At 73.8% G+C, this 15797-nt stretch carries 13 protein-coding genes; 11 read left to right on the forward strand and 2 right to left on the reverse strand.

The annotated features are described in order from the left end of the window. The coding region (locus ACF08W_RS18435; RefSeq protein WP_392279839.1) for a transposase at nucleotides 1-323 on the reverse strand (323 nt) is incomplete at its 3' end. Between the two features lie 274 nt (nucleotides 324-597). Here ACF08W_RS18435 and ACF08W_RS18440 point away from each other — a divergent pair. From ACF08W_RS18440 to ACF08W_RS18485, 10 genes are all read left to right on the forward strand, one after another. Next, nucleotides 598-2199, forward strand: a complete 1602-nt coding sequence (locus ACF08W_RS18440) for an ABC transporter substrate-binding protein (RefSeq protein WP_392279840.1) — start codon at nucleotides 598-600, stop codon at nucleotides 2197-2199. Further along, nucleotides 2199-3185 carry an ABC transporter permease gene (locus tag ACF08W_RS18445; protein ID WP_392279841.1) on the forward strand — a complete coding sequence of 329 codons (987 nt, stop codon included), beginning with the start codon at nucleotides 2199-2201 and terminating at the stop codon, nucleotides 3183-3185. The genes ACF08W_RS18440 and ACF08W_RS18445 overlap by 1 nt, the downstream gene beginning before the upstream one ends. A 2-nt stretch (nucleotides 3186-3187) precedes the next feature. After that, nucleotides 3188-5089, forward strand: a complete 1902-nt coding sequence (locus ACF08W_RS18450; protein WP_392279842.1) for a dipeptide/oligopeptide/nickel ABC transporter permease/ATP-binding protein — start codon at nucleotides 3188-3190, stop codon at nucleotides 5087-5089. Further along, the gene (locus ACF08W_RS18455) at nucleotides 5086-5859 is read left to right on the forward strand and encodes an ABC transporter ATP-binding protein (protein WP_392279843.1); all 774 of its coding nucleotides are present in this window, start codon (nucleotides 5086-5088) and stop codon (nucleotides 5857-5859) included. The genes ACF08W_RS18450 and ACF08W_RS18455 overlap by 4 nt, the downstream gene beginning before the upstream one ends. Continuing rightward, nucleotides 5856-7778 (forward strand): S9 family peptidase, encoded by a 1923-nt coding sequence (locus ACF08W_RS18460; RefSeq protein ID WP_392279844.1) that lies wholly within the window; start codon nucleotides 5856-5858, stop codon nucleotides 7776-7778. Before ACF08W_RS18455 ends, ACF08W_RS18460 begins: the two co-directional genes overlap by 4 nt. Nucleotides 7779-7802: 24 nt before the next feature. After that, on the forward strand, nucleotides 7803-9173 hold the full coding sequence (locus ACF08W_RS18465) for a serine hydrolase domain-containing protein (RefSeq protein ID WP_392279845.1): 1371 nt from the start codon (nucleotides 7803-7805) through the stop codon (nucleotides 9171-9173). 1 nt (nucleotide 9174) lies between these two features. Continuing rightward, nucleotides 9175-10320: a M20 family metallopeptidase gene (locus tag ACF08W_RS18470; RefSeq protein ID WP_392279846.1), complete on the forward strand. Its 1146-nt coding sequence runs from the start codon at nucleotides 9175-9177 to the stop codon at nucleotides 10318-10320. Continuing rightward, a complete protein-coding gene (locus ACF08W_RS18475) occupies nucleotides 10317-11159 on the forward strand; it encodes a GNAT family N-acetyltransferase (protein WP_392279847.1) in 843 nt (280 codons plus the stop codon). Before ACF08W_RS18470 ends, ACF08W_RS18475 begins: the two co-directional genes overlap by 4 nt. Continuing rightward, nucleotides 11156-12262, forward strand: a complete 1107-nt coding sequence (menC, locus tag ACF08W_RS18480) for an o-succinylbenzoate synthase (RefSeq protein WP_392279848.1) — start codon at nucleotides 11156-11158, stop codon at nucleotides 12260-12262. The genes ACF08W_RS18475 and menC overlap by 4 nt, the downstream gene beginning before the upstream one ends. 64 nt (nucleotides 12263-12326) lie before the next feature. Next, the gene (locus tag ACF08W_RS18485; protein ID WP_392279849.1) at nucleotides 12327-13931 is read left to right on the forward strand and encodes a PucR family transcriptional regulator; all 1605 of its coding nucleotides are present in this window, start codon (nucleotides 12327-12329) and stop codon (nucleotides 13929-13931) included. Nucleotides 13932-13946: 15 nt separating this feature from the next. Here ACF08W_RS18485 and ACF08W_RS18490 read toward each other — a convergent pair whose 3' ends face one another. Further along, on the reverse strand, nucleotides 13947-14486 hold the full coding sequence (locus tag ACF08W_RS18490) for a CGNR zinc finger domain-containing protein (protein ID WP_385213588.1): 540 nt from the start codon (nucleotides 14484-14486) through the stop codon (nucleotides 13947-13949). Between the two features lie 116 nt (nucleotides 14487-14602). Between ACF08W_RS18490 and ACF08W_RS18495 the strand changes: the two genes are divergently transcribed. Then, nucleotides 14603-15718 (forward strand): DMT family transporter, encoded by a 1116-nt coding sequence (locus tag ACF08W_RS18495; RefSeq protein ID WP_392279850.1) that lies wholly within the window; start codon nucleotides 14603-14605, stop codon nucleotides 15716-15718. Nucleotides 15719-15797 lie beyond the last annotated feature (79 nt).

Genomic DNA, 15797 nt, shown 5'->3' on the forward strand with positions numbered 1-15797 from the left:
GAGCCGTCGACTGCCGCGTCGTCCATGTCCAGCAGGCCCGCGGCCCGCAGCTCGGCCAGCAGTACCTCGTGCAGCTGCGGCCAGACACCGGCCTCGGTCCAGTCCCGCAGCCGACGCCAGGCCGTCACACCGCTGCAGCCGACCTGTTCGGCAGGAACGTCCCGCCAGCTCACGCTCTTGCACAGCACGTAAACGATGCCCCGCAACGCAGCCCGGTCATCCGCCGGCAACCGCCCGGGATACCGATGCCGCCGCGGCGGACGAGCAGGCAACAGCGGGGCCACACGCTCCCACAGGTCATCAGGCACAAGATCAGCAGACACCCAACAGATCCTGCCGACACATCACCCAACCGCCGAGACCCACAACGAACTTCATTCTGAAACGATCAGTTAAGCCTCGCCGCGTCCGGTGTTCCCGTGGGCCGGGAATCCTGCGTCCCCGGGAGCACCGATCACCGGGTCCCCTCATCCGTCTTCGGTGCGGCGCACCATCGGGGGGCCGGTTTTTCGTGCGGTGCGACCAGTCGGAGCCGGTGCGGCGCTGCCTACTGTTCCCTCACTCGGCGGCGGAGTGCCGCTCCCTCGGAGGTGGACCATGGGCGGCACCGCAGGCGCGGAGACCAGGAACGGAAGGGCCCGCGGGAGCCGGGCGGCGGCAGCGGTGGTCACGGTGCTCGGCCTGGTCGGCACCGCGACCGCGTGCGGCGGCACGTCCGCCGGTGACGGGTCGGCGGTCACGGTGGCCGTCGGGGGTGATCCCGGCAGCCTCAGCCCCACCACGGCACTGGCCAGCACGGCGGTGGCGATGAACTCCTTCGCGTACGACACCCTCGTGCACCTGGACGCCGAGGGTTCGCCGGTGCCGGGAGTGGCCGAGAAGTGGTCCGCGACGACCACCTCGGCGACGTTCACCATCCGTCCCGGGGTCACCTGCGAGGACGGTTCGGCGCTCGCCGCCGAGGACGTGGCCGCCGAGTACAACCACATCGCCGACCCGAAGAACCGGTCGCCGCTGCTCGGTCTCTCCGTCCCCGTGACCGCCGTCGCCAAGGCCGACGCGGCGGCCCGGACGGTCACCGTCACCACCACGAAGCCCGCACCGTTCATCGTGGAGATGGCCCGGCTGCTGCCGCTGGTGTGCGAGGAGAGCCTGGCGAGGCCGGCCGCGCTGGCCCGGACCACCAACGCCAGCGGCCCCTACCGGCTCGCCGAAGCGGTCCCGGGCGACCACTACACCTACGTCAAGCGGGACGGATACGACTGGGGGCCCGGCGGCTCCACCGGGGCGGGCCTGCCCGGCAAGGTGGTGGTCAAGGTGGTGGCCAACGAGTCGACCGCCGCCAACCTCCTGATGGCGGGCCAGATCAATGTCGCCCTCGTCAACGGCGCCGACCAGGACCGGCTGGACGCCGCCAGAGTGAAGTACCGGAGTCTGGAGGCGCTGTTCGGGCAGCTCATGTTCAACCAGGCGGCCGGCCGGCCGACCGCCGACCCCGCGGTGCGCGAGGCCCTGGTCTCCGTACTGGACCTGAAGCAGCTGGGCGATGTCGCCACCGGCGGGAAGGGCCGGACACCGACCCGCACGGGCGAGATCGCCCCCACTCCCTGCACCGGCGACACGGTCGACGGCAACCTCCCCGCCCACGACCCGGCGAAGGCGGCCACCACACTCACCGAGGCCGGCTGGACGAAGAGCGGCGGCACCTGGGCCAAGGACGGCAGGCCACTCACCGTCGGGCTCGGCTACGCGACCAACCTGGGCCCGCAGGTGGCCTCGGCGGTCGAGCTGGCCGTCCAGCGGTGGACGTCCTTCGGCGTGCGGGCGACGGCGAAACCCACCGGGTCCGGCAGCATCGTCGGCGTCCTCGGCGGCGGCGACTGGGACATCGCCTGGGCGCCCGTCGGAGTCACGCTTCCGGACCAGCTCACCCAGTTCTACGACGGTCCGCCACCGCCGAAGGGCAACAACTTCGGTTCCGTCGCCAACCCCGACTACCGCCGGCTCGCCGCCGAGGCGGCCGCCGAACCCGGCGCCACCGGCTGCGCCCTGTGGGACGCCGCCGAGGCCGCCCTGGTCAAGCGGGTCGACATCGCGCCGATCGTCAGCAAGGCCAACCGGTACTACGCGAAGGGCGTCACCTTCCAGGTGGACGGCAACGGCATCGTCCCCAGCACCCTGCGCCGGAGCGCCGACTGATGGCGACGGTCACCCCGGACTCCCTGGCGGCGAGGGCCCGCACCCCCTGGGCCGGATTCGTCCTGCGGCGCACCTGGCGGCTGCTGGTCTCGCTCGCCGCGCTGGTCACGGCCGCGTTCGCGATGATCCATCTGATCCCGGGCGACCCGGTGCGGGCGGCTCTCGGCCCCACCGCCGACCCGGCCCTGGTCCAGGCCCGCAGACAGGCGCTGGGCCTGGACCAGTCGCTGCCGAAGCAGTACGCCGATTTCGTCGGCGATCTCCTCCAGGGCCGGCTGGGCGAGTCGATCGGCGCCCAGATACCGGTGTCCGAGATCATCTCCGGCCGGTCCCCGGCCACCTTGGAGATCGCCGTCCCCGCGTTCGTACTGATCCTGCTGATCGCCGTGCCCGTCGGCATGACCGCCGCGGCGCTGACCAGGGACGGCCGCCGGCGGCGCGGCGAACTCGCCTTCACCGGGGTCACCGGACTCCTGGGCGCGGTGCCGGAGTTCCTGCTGGCGGTGGGCCTGGTCGCGGCGTTCGCGGTGGCCTGGCCGCTCTTCCCGGTCGCCTCGCGGGGCGGTCCGGACTCCTACGTACTGCCGGTGCTGGCCCTGACCGTCGTACCGGCGGCCTCGCTGTCGCGCATCGTCCGCGTGGAGACGCTGCGGGTGCTCGGCGAGGACTACATGCGGACCGCGCGGGCGAAGCGGCTCCCGGCCCGGCTGCGCTATCTGCGGCACGCGCTGCCCAACCTGCTGACCTCCTCGCTCACCCTGGGCGGTCTGCTCCTCGGCTCGCTGCTCGCCGGGACCGTTCTGGTCGAGAACGTCTTCGCCTGGCCCGGCCTCGGCACCACGATCGTCCAGGCGATCACCGAGAAGGACTACCCGCTGGTCCAGGGCGTGGTGCTGGTCTACGGGGCGGCCGCGCTGCTGATCACCTTCGTCGTCGACATGGCCGTGGCCGTCGCCGACCCCCACTCCACCGTCCGCGGGAGTTGACGATGCCTCATCCCCACCACGACAGCTCACTGCGGCACCGGCTCGGGCGCACCCTGCGGACGCCGCTCGGCGTCACCGCGCTCACCGCCTGCCTGCTGGTCGCGCTGGTCGCCGTTCTCGGTCCCGTACTGCTCGGCGACCGGGCGGCGCGGATCGACACGGACGCGATCAACCAGGGCAGCAGCGCCGCCCATCTGCTCGGTACGGACCAGCTCGGCAGGGACATCGCGGCCCGCGTGGTGGTGGCGACCCGGCCGACCCTGCGGCTCACCCTGCTGGCCGCCGTGATCGGCGTCGGCGGCGGGCTGCTGCTCGGTGTCGCCCCGGCGGTCGTGGGACGGCGTCCAGGCCGGCTGATCCCCGCGGTCGTCGGTGTGCTGGTGGCCTTTCCCGGCCTGCTGTTCCTGCTCTTCCTCGCCACGGTCTTCGGGGTGGGCACCACCGGGGCGGTGTTCGCCGTGGGGCTGGCCATGGTCCCGCCCATGGCGCGGCTGGTGCAGAACCTGACGGCGTCGGTCGCGGGCTCCGACTATGTGGCGGCGGCCCGGATCCTCGGCGTGGGCCGGTTCAGGATGGTGGTGCGTCATCTGCTGCCCAACATCGCCGAACCGTCGGTGCTGTTCGCCACCCAGGCGACCGGCGGCATCCTGGTCGCCTTCTCGGGGCTGTCCTTCCTCGGGCTCGGGGTGCAGCCGCCGCAGTACGACTGGGGGCGGCTGCTCAACGAGCAGCTGAGCCGTGTCTTCGTGAACCCGGCGGCCGCTCTCGCGCCCGGCGCGGCCGTCGTCCTGACGGGGCTGATGTTCGGTCTGGTCGGCGAGGTGCTCGCACAGGCCGGTGGCCGGCGGGCGCCACGGACGGCGGAACCGGCGCCTCCGCCGCAGCCGTCGCCGACGACCGGGGAAGCGGCGGTCGCCGGTGACGACGGGGCCCTGGTCCGGGCGCGCGGTCTGCGGGTGACGTTCCCCGGCGGGCGGCAGGCCGTACGCGGGATCTCGCTGGACATCCACGCGGGCGAGGCCGTCGGCCTGGTCGGCGAGTCGGGATCGGGCAAGAGCCTGAGCGCGCTGGCGCTCGCGGACCTGGTGCCCCACCCGGGCCGGGTCTCGGCCGACGCCCTCCGCTTCGACGGCGCCGACCTGCGGGCGGATCCGCGGCTCGGCACCGGGCTGGCCATGGTCTTCCAGGACCCGATGGCCTCGCTGAACCCCGCCCTGCGGGTGGGCCGTCAGCTCGCCGAGGTGGCAGAGGTGCACCTGGGCGCGAGCCGCGCCCGGGCCGCCGCGCGCGCCGTCGACCGGCTCGGTGCCGTCCGGATCGCCGCTCCGGAACGCCGCGCCCGGCAGCGGCCGCACGAGTACTCCGGCGGGATGCGGCAGCGGGCCGTCATCGCGATGGGGCTGATGGGGAGGCCGAGGCTGATCATCGCCGACGAGCCCACCACGGCCCTCGACACGGTGGTCCAGAAACAGGTCCTCGGCCTGCTCGCCGAGGTCCGTGAGGAGTCCGGCGCCGCACTGCTGCTGATCTCCCACGACCTCGCCGTCGTCGCCCAGGTCTGCGAACGGGTCCTGGTGATGTACGCGGGCCTGATCGTGGAGGACCTCCCGGTCGGCGAACTGCTCGGCGGCGCCGCCCACCCGTACACCCGGGCGCTGGTCGGGACGGCGCCGACCATGGCCGCGGACCCGGGGAAGGAACTGGCGACCATCCCCGGCCGGCCGCCGGAACCCGGGGAGGCCGGCGCCGGATGCCCGTTCGCCCCGCGCTGCGACCGCGCCCGGAACCGCTGCCAGGAGGACACCCCCGAACTGACGGACCTCGGTCCGGGGCGGCGGGTCGCCTGCTGGTACCCGGCCGGGCCGGCCGCGACCACGTCCCGCACGGTGGAGGCGACGTCATGAGCTCACTCGAACTGCGCGGGATCACGGTCCGCCACGGCCGATTCACCGCCGTCGACCACGTCGACCTGCTGATACCGGAAGGCACGGTGACCGGGCTGGTGGGCGGGTCCGGGTCGGGGAAGTCGACCCTCGGCAAGGCCGTCGTGGGGCTGGCCCCGCTGCGGTCGGGGCAGGTGCTGGTCGACGGGACCGACGCTTCCCGCCGACGCGGGCGCAGCCCCGTGCAACTGGTGTTCCAGAACCCGTACGCCTCGCTCGACCCGCGCATGACCATCGGCGCGTCCGTGGCCGAGGCGCTGTCCGTCGGGGCGGACGGGCGCCGGTCGCCCCGCCGCGAACGCCGCGCCGCACGCGACGCCGAGGTGGCGCGCTGCCTGGAGCTCGTCGGCCTCGACCCCTCCCGTGCCGCGCTCACCCCGGACGCGCTCTCCGGCGGCCAGCGCCAACGCGTGGCACTGGCCAGGGCCCTGGCCGCCCGGCCCGCCGCGCTGATCGCGGACGAGATCACCTCGGCCCTGGACGTCTCCGTACAGGGCGCGGTGCTCAATCTGCTGCGCCGTCTCCAGCGCGAACTGGGCTTCGCCATGCTCTTCGTCTCCCACAACCTCGCGGTCGTCCGCCACCTGTGCGACCAGGTCGCCGTGATGGACGGCGGACGCCTCGTCGAGTGCGGTCCCGCCGATCGGGTGCTGGCCCGTCCCGAGCATCCGACGACCCGCGAACTCCTCTCCTGCGTACCCGAACTCGCCCTCTCCGAGGAGGCGTCATGACCCGACCGCTGACGATCGACGACCTGTACCGGTTCGAGATCCCCGGTGATCCCACGCTGTCCCCCGACGGCGAACGGGTCGCGTACACCCTGACCACGCAGGACGCCGGGAACGACCGGGCGGTCCGCTCGATCTGGGAGGTGCGCGGCGGGGGCGGACCGGCCCGGCGCCTCACCCGCGGCCCGGCGGACACCGCGCCGCGCTGGTCCCCGGACGGGACGCGGCTGGCGTTCCTGCGCGCGGGGCAGCTCCATCTGCTGCCGGTCGACGGGGAGGAGGCCGTGCCGCTCACCACGTCCGCCGACTGCCCGGCCGGGGCGGGCGTCCCGGTCTGGAGCCCGGACGGGTCGCGCATCGCCTTCGCCGCTCCCGAGGCGCGTCGCGCGGACGGTGCGCCGGTGGTCATCGACGCCCTCGGCTGGAAGGCGGACGGGGCGGGCCTGACCGGGTCGGTCCGGACCCAGCTGTTCGTGGTGGAGGTGGCGTCGGGAGAGGTCGCACAGCTCACCCACGACGACCGGCACGTCGGGCCGCCGAGCTGGTCGCCCGACGGGACCCGGCTCGCCTACCCGGCGCGGACGACGCCGGACGCGGCGTCCTTCGGCCCCTCGGCCGCCCATGTCGTAGGGGTCGGGGAGAACGCGTCCGCGCCCCGCCGGGTCGGGCCGGCCGACGGTCTGGCCGGTCCGGTCTGCTGGTTCCCCGACGGGTCCGCGCTCCTCGTCGTCGGCCGCGCCTCGTTCGGCGTCGGCCACGCGGAGCTGCTGCGGCAGCCGCTGGACGGCTCCGCGCCGGTGTCGCTCAGCGCCGCGCTGGACCGCAACGTCATGGGCGGCGGTCCCGGCTACCCGGGCGCGCTGCCGCAGTTCCACGGCGACGACATCGTGTTCTGCGCCCGCGACCGGGGCGCGACACGGCTGTACCGGGTGGGTGCGGACGGGACCAGCGCCTCTTCGCTGCCCGCGGGAACCGGGGTCGGCGGCTGCTCGGTCGCGGACGGGGCGGGGCGGGCCGCGGTCGTGGTCTGCGACGCGGAGCGCTTCGGCGAGATCGTGCTGCTGGACCTGGCCGCCTGGGCCGACGGAAAGCCGGGCGGGCCGGAGCGGCTCACCGACCACATGGCCCGGTCGCTGCCCGAGGTCGCCCTCCACCCGGTCACCGAACGCGAGTTCCGCATCGCGGACGGCACGGTCGTGCACGGCATGATCACCCGGGCCGCCGGCACTCCCCCGGGCGGCCCGCTCCTGGTCGATCTGCACGGCGGCCCGCACAACGCCTGGGCCCCGCACTCCGACCCGGTCCACCTCTACCACCAGGAGCTGGCCTCACGCGGCTGGACAGTCCTCACCCTCAACGTCCGCGCCAGCGACGGCTACGGCGAGGCGCACTACACCGCCGCCGTGGGCGCCTGGGGCGAGACGGACGAGCAGGACGTCCTGCAACCGGTCGCCGCCCTGGTCGACGAGGGGCTCGTCGACCGGGACCGGATCGCCCTCACCGGCTACAGCTACGGCGGCTACCTGAGCTGCTGGCTCTCCACCCGAACCGAGTTGTTCACCGCCGTCGTCCCCGGCGGGGTCCTGGTCGACCTGAGGAGCATGGCCGGCACCTCCGAGGAGGGCCATCTGATCGCCGAACACGAGATCGGCGACCCGGCACGGATGGCGGAACTCTCGCCGCTCACCCACGCCGACGCCGTACGGGCCCCCACCCTGATCCTGCACGGCGGCGCGGACGACACCTGCCCGGTCGGCCAGGCCGAGCAGTGGTTCCACGCGCTGCGCACCCGACGGGTACCGGCCCGGCTGGTCGTCTACCCCGGCAGTTCCCATCTCTTCCTCCTGGACGGCCGGCCCTCGCACCGGGAGGACTACTCCCGCAGGCTCGTCGACTGGGTCACCACGCACACCAACCGCTGAACGACACGGAAACCGGAGCACGACATGACCGAAACCACCGAGCTGTCGGCCCGCTGGACCACCCGGCTCACCGAGCTCGCCGCCCGCCGCTCCGTGCCCGGCGCCGGTCTCGCGGTGCTGCACCGCGGCGAGATCGTCGCCGAGACCGCCGTCGGCCTCGCCAACACCGGGGCGGGGATCGGGGCGACCACCGACACCCTCTTCCAGGTCGGCTCGATCACCAAGGTATGGACGACCACGGTGGCCATGGCCCTGGTCGACGAGGGCCTGCTCGACCTGGACGCCCCCGTCGTCTCCATACTCCCCGAACTGCGCCTTCAGAACGACGAGCTGACCCGTGAATTGACACTTCGTCATCTCCTGACCCACACCAGCGGCATCGACGGCGACCTCTTCACCGACACCGGGCGCGGCGACGACTGCCTGGAGAAGTACGTCGCGCTGCTGGGCGACACCCCGCCCAACCACCCGCTCGGCGCCACCATGTCGTACTGCAACGCGGGCTTCACCCTGCTCGGCCGGATGCTGGAGGTCGTCACCGGCGTCCAGTGGGACGAGTTGATGCGCGAGCGTCTGTACCGGCCCCTCGGTCTGACGCACACCGCGACCCTGCCGGAGGAGGTGCTGCGCTTCCGCGCCGCCATCGGACACCTGGGAAGCCCTCCGGCGCAGGCCCCGCTGTGGGGGCTGATGCGCTCGGCCGGTCCGGCGGGACTGATCTGCTCCACACCGCGTGAGGTGCTGGAGTTCGCCCGGCTGCACCTCGCCGGGGGAACCACCGCGGACGGCACCAGGATCCTCTCGGCGGAGTCGGTCGCCGCCATGCAGACCCCGCAGGTCGAACTGCCCGACCCGTACATCCTGGGCAACGCCTGGGGCCTCGGCTGGTTCCTGGACACCTGGGACGGACAGCGGGTGTTCGGACACGACGGCGGCACGATCGGACAGAGCGCCTACCTGCGGGTCCTGCCCGAGGCCGAGCTGGCGATCTGCCTGCTCACCAACGGCGGCGACACCTCCGGCCTCTACCGGGACGTGTTCACGGAGATCGTCCGGGAGCTGGCCGGGGTGACGATGCGCGCCGGTATCCGGCCCGCGGCCGGACCGGTGGCGGTGGACCCGGCCGGCCACGTCGGCGTCTACCAGCGGCTCTCCAGCACGATCGAGATCGTGGAGCGGGACGGCGGCCTGGTGATGCTGGACCGGATCACCGGCCCCCTGGCCGCCCTGGCCCCCGAGACGGAGCACGAGTACGAGCTGCACCCCGTCGAGCCGGGCGTGTTCGTCGTACGGCGCCCGGGTTTCGAAGCCTGGGTCCCGGTCGTGTTCCACACGCTCGACGACGGCACTCCGTACCTCCACCACGGTGGCCGCGCCACCCCCAAGGTGGGCTGACATGAGCGAGATCGTCACCGCCCTGGAGGCCGGGCTGCCGGGACTGCTCGCCGACATCGGGGAGCTGGTCCGCACCGAGTCGCCCAGCGAGGACCTCGCCTCGGTCGCCGACTGCGCCCGGGTCGTCGCCGGGCTCGGCACCCGGCTGACCGGTACGGCGCCCGAGTGGGTCGACAGCTCGGGTCGGCCCGCCCTGCGCTGGCGCTTCGGCTCCGGCGACCGGGTGCTGCTGCTCGGCCACTTCGACACGGTGTGGCCGGTGGGTTCCCTGGCCCGGCACCCCTTCGAGGTGGCCGGCGGGCGGCTCACCGGACCCGGCTGCTTCGACATGAAGGCCGGTGTGGTGCAGCTGTTCCACGCCCTTTCGGTCCTGGACGGCCTGGACGGGGTCTCGGTGCTGCTGACCGGGGACGAGGAGATCGGCGCCCCGACCTCGCGCGCCCTCGTCGAGGACGAGGCCCGGCGGACCGGTGCCGTCCTCGTCCTGGAGGCGAGCGAGGGCGGGGCACTGAAGACCGCGCGGAAGGGGATGTCCGGCTACGAGCTGACCGTCGCCGGACGTGCCGCGCACGCCGGTCTGGAGCCCGGCAAGGGCGTCAACGCCACCACCGAACTCGCCCACCAGGTCCTGGCGTTGTCCGCCCTCGCCGACCCGGCGGCCGGCACCACCGTGACGCCGACCGTGGCCGCTTCCGGCACCACCCGCAACACGGTGCCCGACACGGCCCGGCTGATGGTCGACGTACGCGTGGCCACGGCCGCCGAACAGGACCGGGTGGACCGCGCCGTACGCGGCCTCGCCCCGGTCCTCGACGGCGCCTCGCTCACCTTCTCCGGCGGCCCGGACCGGCCGCCGCTGCCGACGAGCGCGTCGGCCGGGCTGTTCGAACTCGCCCGGGGCCACTACGCGGAGCTGGGCCTCGGCACGCTGCGCGGCGTGGCGGTCGGCGGCGCCTCCGACGGCAACCTCACCGCCGGAGTGGGCACCCCCACGCTCGACGGCCTGGGCGCCGTGGGCGGCGGGGCGCACGCGGACGACGAGCACGTGGTCGTCGCCGAACTGCCCCGCCGCACGGCGCTCGTGGCCCGCCTGGTCGACTCGCTGCTGCGCGGGGCACCCGCCGCCCCCGGCCGGGTGACCCCATGAACGAGGCGCGGGAGGCCGCCGAGCGGGCCGCGCTCCGTGCGGGCGTCACGGTCCGGGAGCTGCACGGGCTGGACGAGATGCACGAGGCATGCCGGGTGCTGGACCGGATCTGGCGGCCCGATCCCGGGAAGCCGCTGATCACCCCGGAGCTGCTCCGGGTCTTCGCGCACTCCGGCAGCTATGTCGTCGGGATCGACCAGGGCGGCCGGATGGCCGGATTCTGTCTGGCCTTCCTGGCCAGCGCCGGACTGCACTCGCACATCGCCGGGGTCGACGGCAGCCTCCGGGGCCGCAACGCCGGCTTCGCGGTCAAGCAGCACCAGCGGGCCTGGGCGCTGGAACGCTCCATCACCACCGTCACCTGGACCTTCGACCCGCTGATCAGCCGCAACGCCTATTTCAACCTGGCCAAACTGGGCGCGGAACCGAGCGAGTACCTGGCCGACTTCTACGGGGTCATGCAGGACGAGGTCAACGCCGGGACCGAGACGGACCGGCTCCTGGTGCGCTGGGAGCTGACCGGCGAGCCCGCCGTGGCATCCGCCGCGGGCCTCCCCCGTGCCGTCTCCGTCGACGGCGCGGGGGCCCGCACCGTGGTGGCACTGGATGCCGGACCCGACGGCCGCCCCGTCGTCGGGCGGCAGGACGGCGACACCGTCCTGGTCCGGATCCCCGCCGAGGCGGAGGAACTGCGCCGGACCGACCCGTCCCTGGCCCGCGCATGGCGGTACGCGCTGCGCGAGGTCCTCGGCGGACTGATGGCCGAGGGACACACCGTCACCGGATTCACCCGGGACGGCTGGTACGTGATCGACAGACGTCAGGAGAGTCAGCCATGAAGCTCGCAGGGGTCGAACTGCGCCGGATCGCGATGCCACTGGTCGCGCCCTTCCGGACCTCGTTCGCCACGATGACCGCCCGGGAGATCCTGCTGGTCAGGGTCGAGACCGAGGACCACGAGGGCTACGGCGAATGCGTCACCATGGCCGATCCGCTGTACTCCTCGGAGTACACCGCGGGCGCCGCAGACGTGCTGCGCGACTACTTCGTGCCCGCCCTCACCTCCCTGCCGTCGCTCGACCCGTGGGCGGTCGCCCCGGCACTGGCCGCGTTCAAGGGCCACCGGATGGCCAAGGCCGCGCTGGAGACGGCGGTCCTCGACGCCTGGCTGCGCTCCCACCAGCTGTCGATGGGCCAGTGGCTGGGAGCGACGGCCGACCGGGTGCCGGCCGGAGTGTCGGTCGGCATCATGGACTCCATCCCCGCACTGCTCGACACCGTCGACGGATATCTCTCCGAGGGCTATCTGCGGATCAAGCTGAAGATCGAACCCGGCTGGGACGTGGCACCCGTGCGCGCGGTCCGGGAACGCTTCGGCGACGACGTACAGCTCCAGGTGGACGCCAACACCGCGTACACCCTCGCCGACGCCGCCCAGCTCGCCCGGCTCGACCCGTACGGGCTGCTGCTGATCGAGCAGCCGCTGGACGAGGAGGACGTCCGGGGCCACGCGGAACTCGCCCGCCGGATCCGCACCCCGATCTGCCTGGACGAGTCCATCGTGTCCGCCCGTTCGGCGGCCGACGCCCTCGCGATGGGCGCCTGCTCGGTCGTCAACATCAAGCCGGGGCGGGTCGGCGGCTATCTGGAGGCCCGGCGGATCCACGACGTGTGCGCCGCCCACGGCGTCCCCGTCTGGTGCGGGGGGATGCTGGAGACCGGTCTGGGCCGCGCCGCCAACGTGGCCCTCGCCGCACTGCCCGGCTTCACCCTGCCCGGCGACACGTCCGCCTCCGGCCGGTACTACCGGACCGACATCACCGAGCCGTTCACACTCCGCGACGGCCATCTCGACGTGCCCCGCGGACCCGGCATCGGGATCTCCCCCGTCCCCGGGCAACTGGCCGAGGTGACCAGGTCGACGGAGTGGATCGGCCGATGACGGCCCCCGGAGCCGGACCGTCCGCACCCGCCGCGCCCCTTCCACGATCCACTAGCTTGTGATCATGACGGAACAGCCGCGGGCCGTTCTCGGCCGGATCATCAACGATCTCGGTTCGACGCTGATCGAGGTGGTGGCCGGGGAGGCCGACCCGGCCCGTGCCGTCACGGGGGTGCTGATCCAGGACCCCCGTGACGAACCCGCGAGGCTGCCCGGCGCGGTGGTGCTCGGCGTCGGTGTGTACGGCGCCGGGCCGGTCGCCGCCCTGGTCGACACGGCCGCCGGACTCGGCGCGGCGGCCGTGGTCGTCCGCTCCCCGGTCCCGGTGTACGGACCCGTCTCGAAGGCGGCGGCCCGCACCGGCGTCACCGTGCTCGGCCTGACGCCGGGGGCGTCCTGGGCGCAGGTGGCCGCGCTGCTGCGGTCGCTGCTGGCGGTCGACGAACTGGGCACGGTGGGCGGTCCGGACGAGGCCGACGGCGCCGAGCCGCTCGCCGGTGACCTGTTCGCCCTGGCCAACGCGACGGCCGGGCTGTTGGACGGCCCGGTCACCGTGGAGGACCGCGGCGGCCGGGTGCTGGCCTTCTCCAGCCGGCAGGACGAGGCCGACCCCGACCGGATCGCGACCGTACTGGACCGTCAGGTACCCGCCGAGAAACTGCGTGCCCTGGAAGAACTCGGCGCCTTCCAGGCCCTGTACCGCAAGGAGGAGCCCGTCTACGTGGACGGCATCGCGGAGAAGCCCCGGGTCGCGATCGCCGTCCGCGCCGGCGGCGAGGTCCTCGGCTCGATCTGGGTGGTGGTCGACGGGCCGCTGAGCACGGACAGGACCCAGGCCCTCCACGAGGCGGCGAAGGTCGCCGCCCTGCACCTGCTGCGCCGCCGCACCGGCGCGGACGCCGAGCGCCGGCTCCGCGCCGATCTGCTCGCCACCGTCCTGGAGGGCGGCACGCACGCGCCGCAGGCCGCCGTCCGTCTCGGCCTCTCCGCCCAGCCCGCCTGCGTACTGGCGCTCGCGGTGACCGGCGAGCAGTACGAGCCCGACCAGGTGGCCGTGGGCCACCGCGTCGCCGAGGCGCTCACCCTCCACCTGGCCGCGATCCACCCCCGCACCGCCGCCGCCACCCTCGGCCAGGTCACCTACGCGGTCCTGCCCACCGGTTCGGACGAGCAGGGGCTGCGGGTCGCCGAGGCGTTCCTCGGCCGGATCGGCGACCGGGTGCCCGCCGTCATCGGGGTCGGCCGGCTCGCCGCCCGCCCGGTGGAGCTGCGCCGCTCGCGGGCCGACGCGGACCGTGCGCTGCGCGTCCTCGGCTCCGGCCGCGCCCGGCGCAGGGCCGCCCGGCTGTCGGACGTCTACGCCGCCTCGCTGCTGGAGGAGCTGACGGACCGGATGGCCGCCGAGGACGATCTGCCGGACGGCCCCGTCATACGGCTGCTCGCCTACGACACCGAGCACGGCACGGCCCTCACCGAGACCCTGGACGCCTGGCTGAGCACCTTCGGCGACGTGCCCGCCGCCGCTGCCGCCGTACACGTCCACCCCAACACCTTCCGCTACCGCCTCAAGCGGCTGGCCGCGGTCGCGGACATCGATCTCGACGACCCGGAGGCGCGGTTCGAGGCGATGCTCCAACTACGGCTGCGCCCACCGCGCCCCCGGCCATGACCCGCCGGACACGCCTCAGCGGGTCCTCGGTGTCGGGTTTCCGTGGCGGCGCTCGCGGTGGCGGGCCACGGCGTCGTTGTTGGCGCAGCGCACCGAGCAGTAGGCGCGCCTGCCGTTGCGGGAGGTGTCGACGAACGCCAGGGCGCAGTCGCGTCGCGCGCACCGTCCCAGCCGCTCGGCGTCGGCGGAGCAGATGACGTAGGCGAGTCCGGCCGCGGTGATGGCGCGGATGTGCGCGGCCGGGTCCGCGCCCGTGGCGCTGTAGTGCAGGTGGGGCCGTCCGTCGTGCAGGGAGATACGGGGGCTGCTCGAAGCGTCGGCGAGGAGCGCGTTGACCGCGGCGCACCGCTCGTCGAGGTTCTGTCGCCCGAAACACGCGGCCAGGCGCCGGCTCCATGTCCAGACGGCCTCGGCCTGCGCGGTGGTGAGCGTGCGGTTCACCACGCCGTGCGCGGCCAGGAGCGGCTCCAGGTCCGCGGGGTGGGGCGCCGCGGTCAGGTTGACCAGGTCGGCGGCGAGCCTGGCGGCCTCACCGCCGTAATGGTTGAACTGCATAAGACGATTACATCATCGTATGCCCCGGGCCGGTACCGGGGCGACGGACCATGACGCCGTACGACCTCGGGCGGCCCTCCGGACGACACCGGACACGACGAGATCCCGGAGGCACGATGGTGCAGGCTGCCCGCCTGTCGCGGCAGGGGTCCGCGACGGCGCCGGCGTTGATGCTGGTCCAGATCGCCAGTCTTCAGGCGGGGTCGGCCGTCGCGAAGGAGGCGTACGCGTCCGTCGGCCCCTCGGCCCTGGCCGGTATGCGGCTGTGCTTCTCCGCCGTGGTCCTCTGGCTGCTCGTCCGGCCGTCGCCGCGGGAGGTCACGGCAACGCAGTGGCGTGCGGTGATCCCGCTCGGCCTGGTCCTCGCGGCCATGAACGTGGCGTACTTCCAGGCCATCAGCCACCTGCCGATCGGCGTGGCCGCGACCGTGGAACTGCTCGGCCCGCTCGCCCTGTCGATCGCCCTGTCCCGCCGGCTGGAGCACCTCGTGGTGGCGTTGCTGGCGCTGGCGGGCGTCCTGCTGCTGACGGGCCCGGGGGCCTCGCTGCCCGCCGTCGGGCTGGCGCTGGGAGGCACCGCCGCGCTGTGCCGGGCGGGGTACGTGGTCCTGAGCCGGCGGGTCGGACGACTGTTTCCCGACTGGACGGGCCTGTCGCTGGCACTGGCCTGCGGCGCCTGTGTCCTGACCCCGGTCTCCGCCGTCACGGGCGGCGCCGCGGTGGCGGCCCACCCGGCCGTTCTCCTCACCGGTCTCCTCGTCGCCCTTCTGTCCTCGCTGATCCCGTACGCGCTGGACATGACGGTGCTGCGGCGCATCGACACCCGCGCCTTCGGGGTGCTCCTCGCGCTGAGCCCCGCCGTGGCGGCGGCCGTCGGTCTCCTTCTGCTGCACGAGCAGCTGACCGTACGCCAACTGGCGGCCGCTGCTCTGGTCGTCCTGGCCGGCGCCTGGTCGGTGCGGCGGACCGGAGAACCTGCCGCGCCGGAGGCCCGCGCACCCTCGGCCACCGCCGCACCGGCACACGACCGCTGCCCCGTCTGCCACGGGCCGACCGAGGGAGAGGCACGGTGGTGGACGCTGCGGTCCCGCCACCGCACGTCCGAGGGCGAGGTCGAGTACTGCACCGGTGGCTGCGGCTGCCTCGTCGTCCTGGTCGACGGGGAAATGGTCAAGGCCCTCCCCACTGGCCCCGGTCAAGGACTCAGGTCGGCGGATGGGCCCCGAGAATGATCAAGGGCTGGTTCGGATTCGAAACCGGCCCTCATCTGCGCCTGTGCGTCGCTCGTGCGCATGCGACCGGCGCCTGGCC

It is taken from the genome of Streptomyces sp. NPDC015144 (assembly GCF_043079735.1).
In the GTDB taxonomy this organism is placed as follows: Bacteria; Actinomycetota; Actinomycetes; order Streptomycetales; family Streptomycetaceae; genus Streptomyces.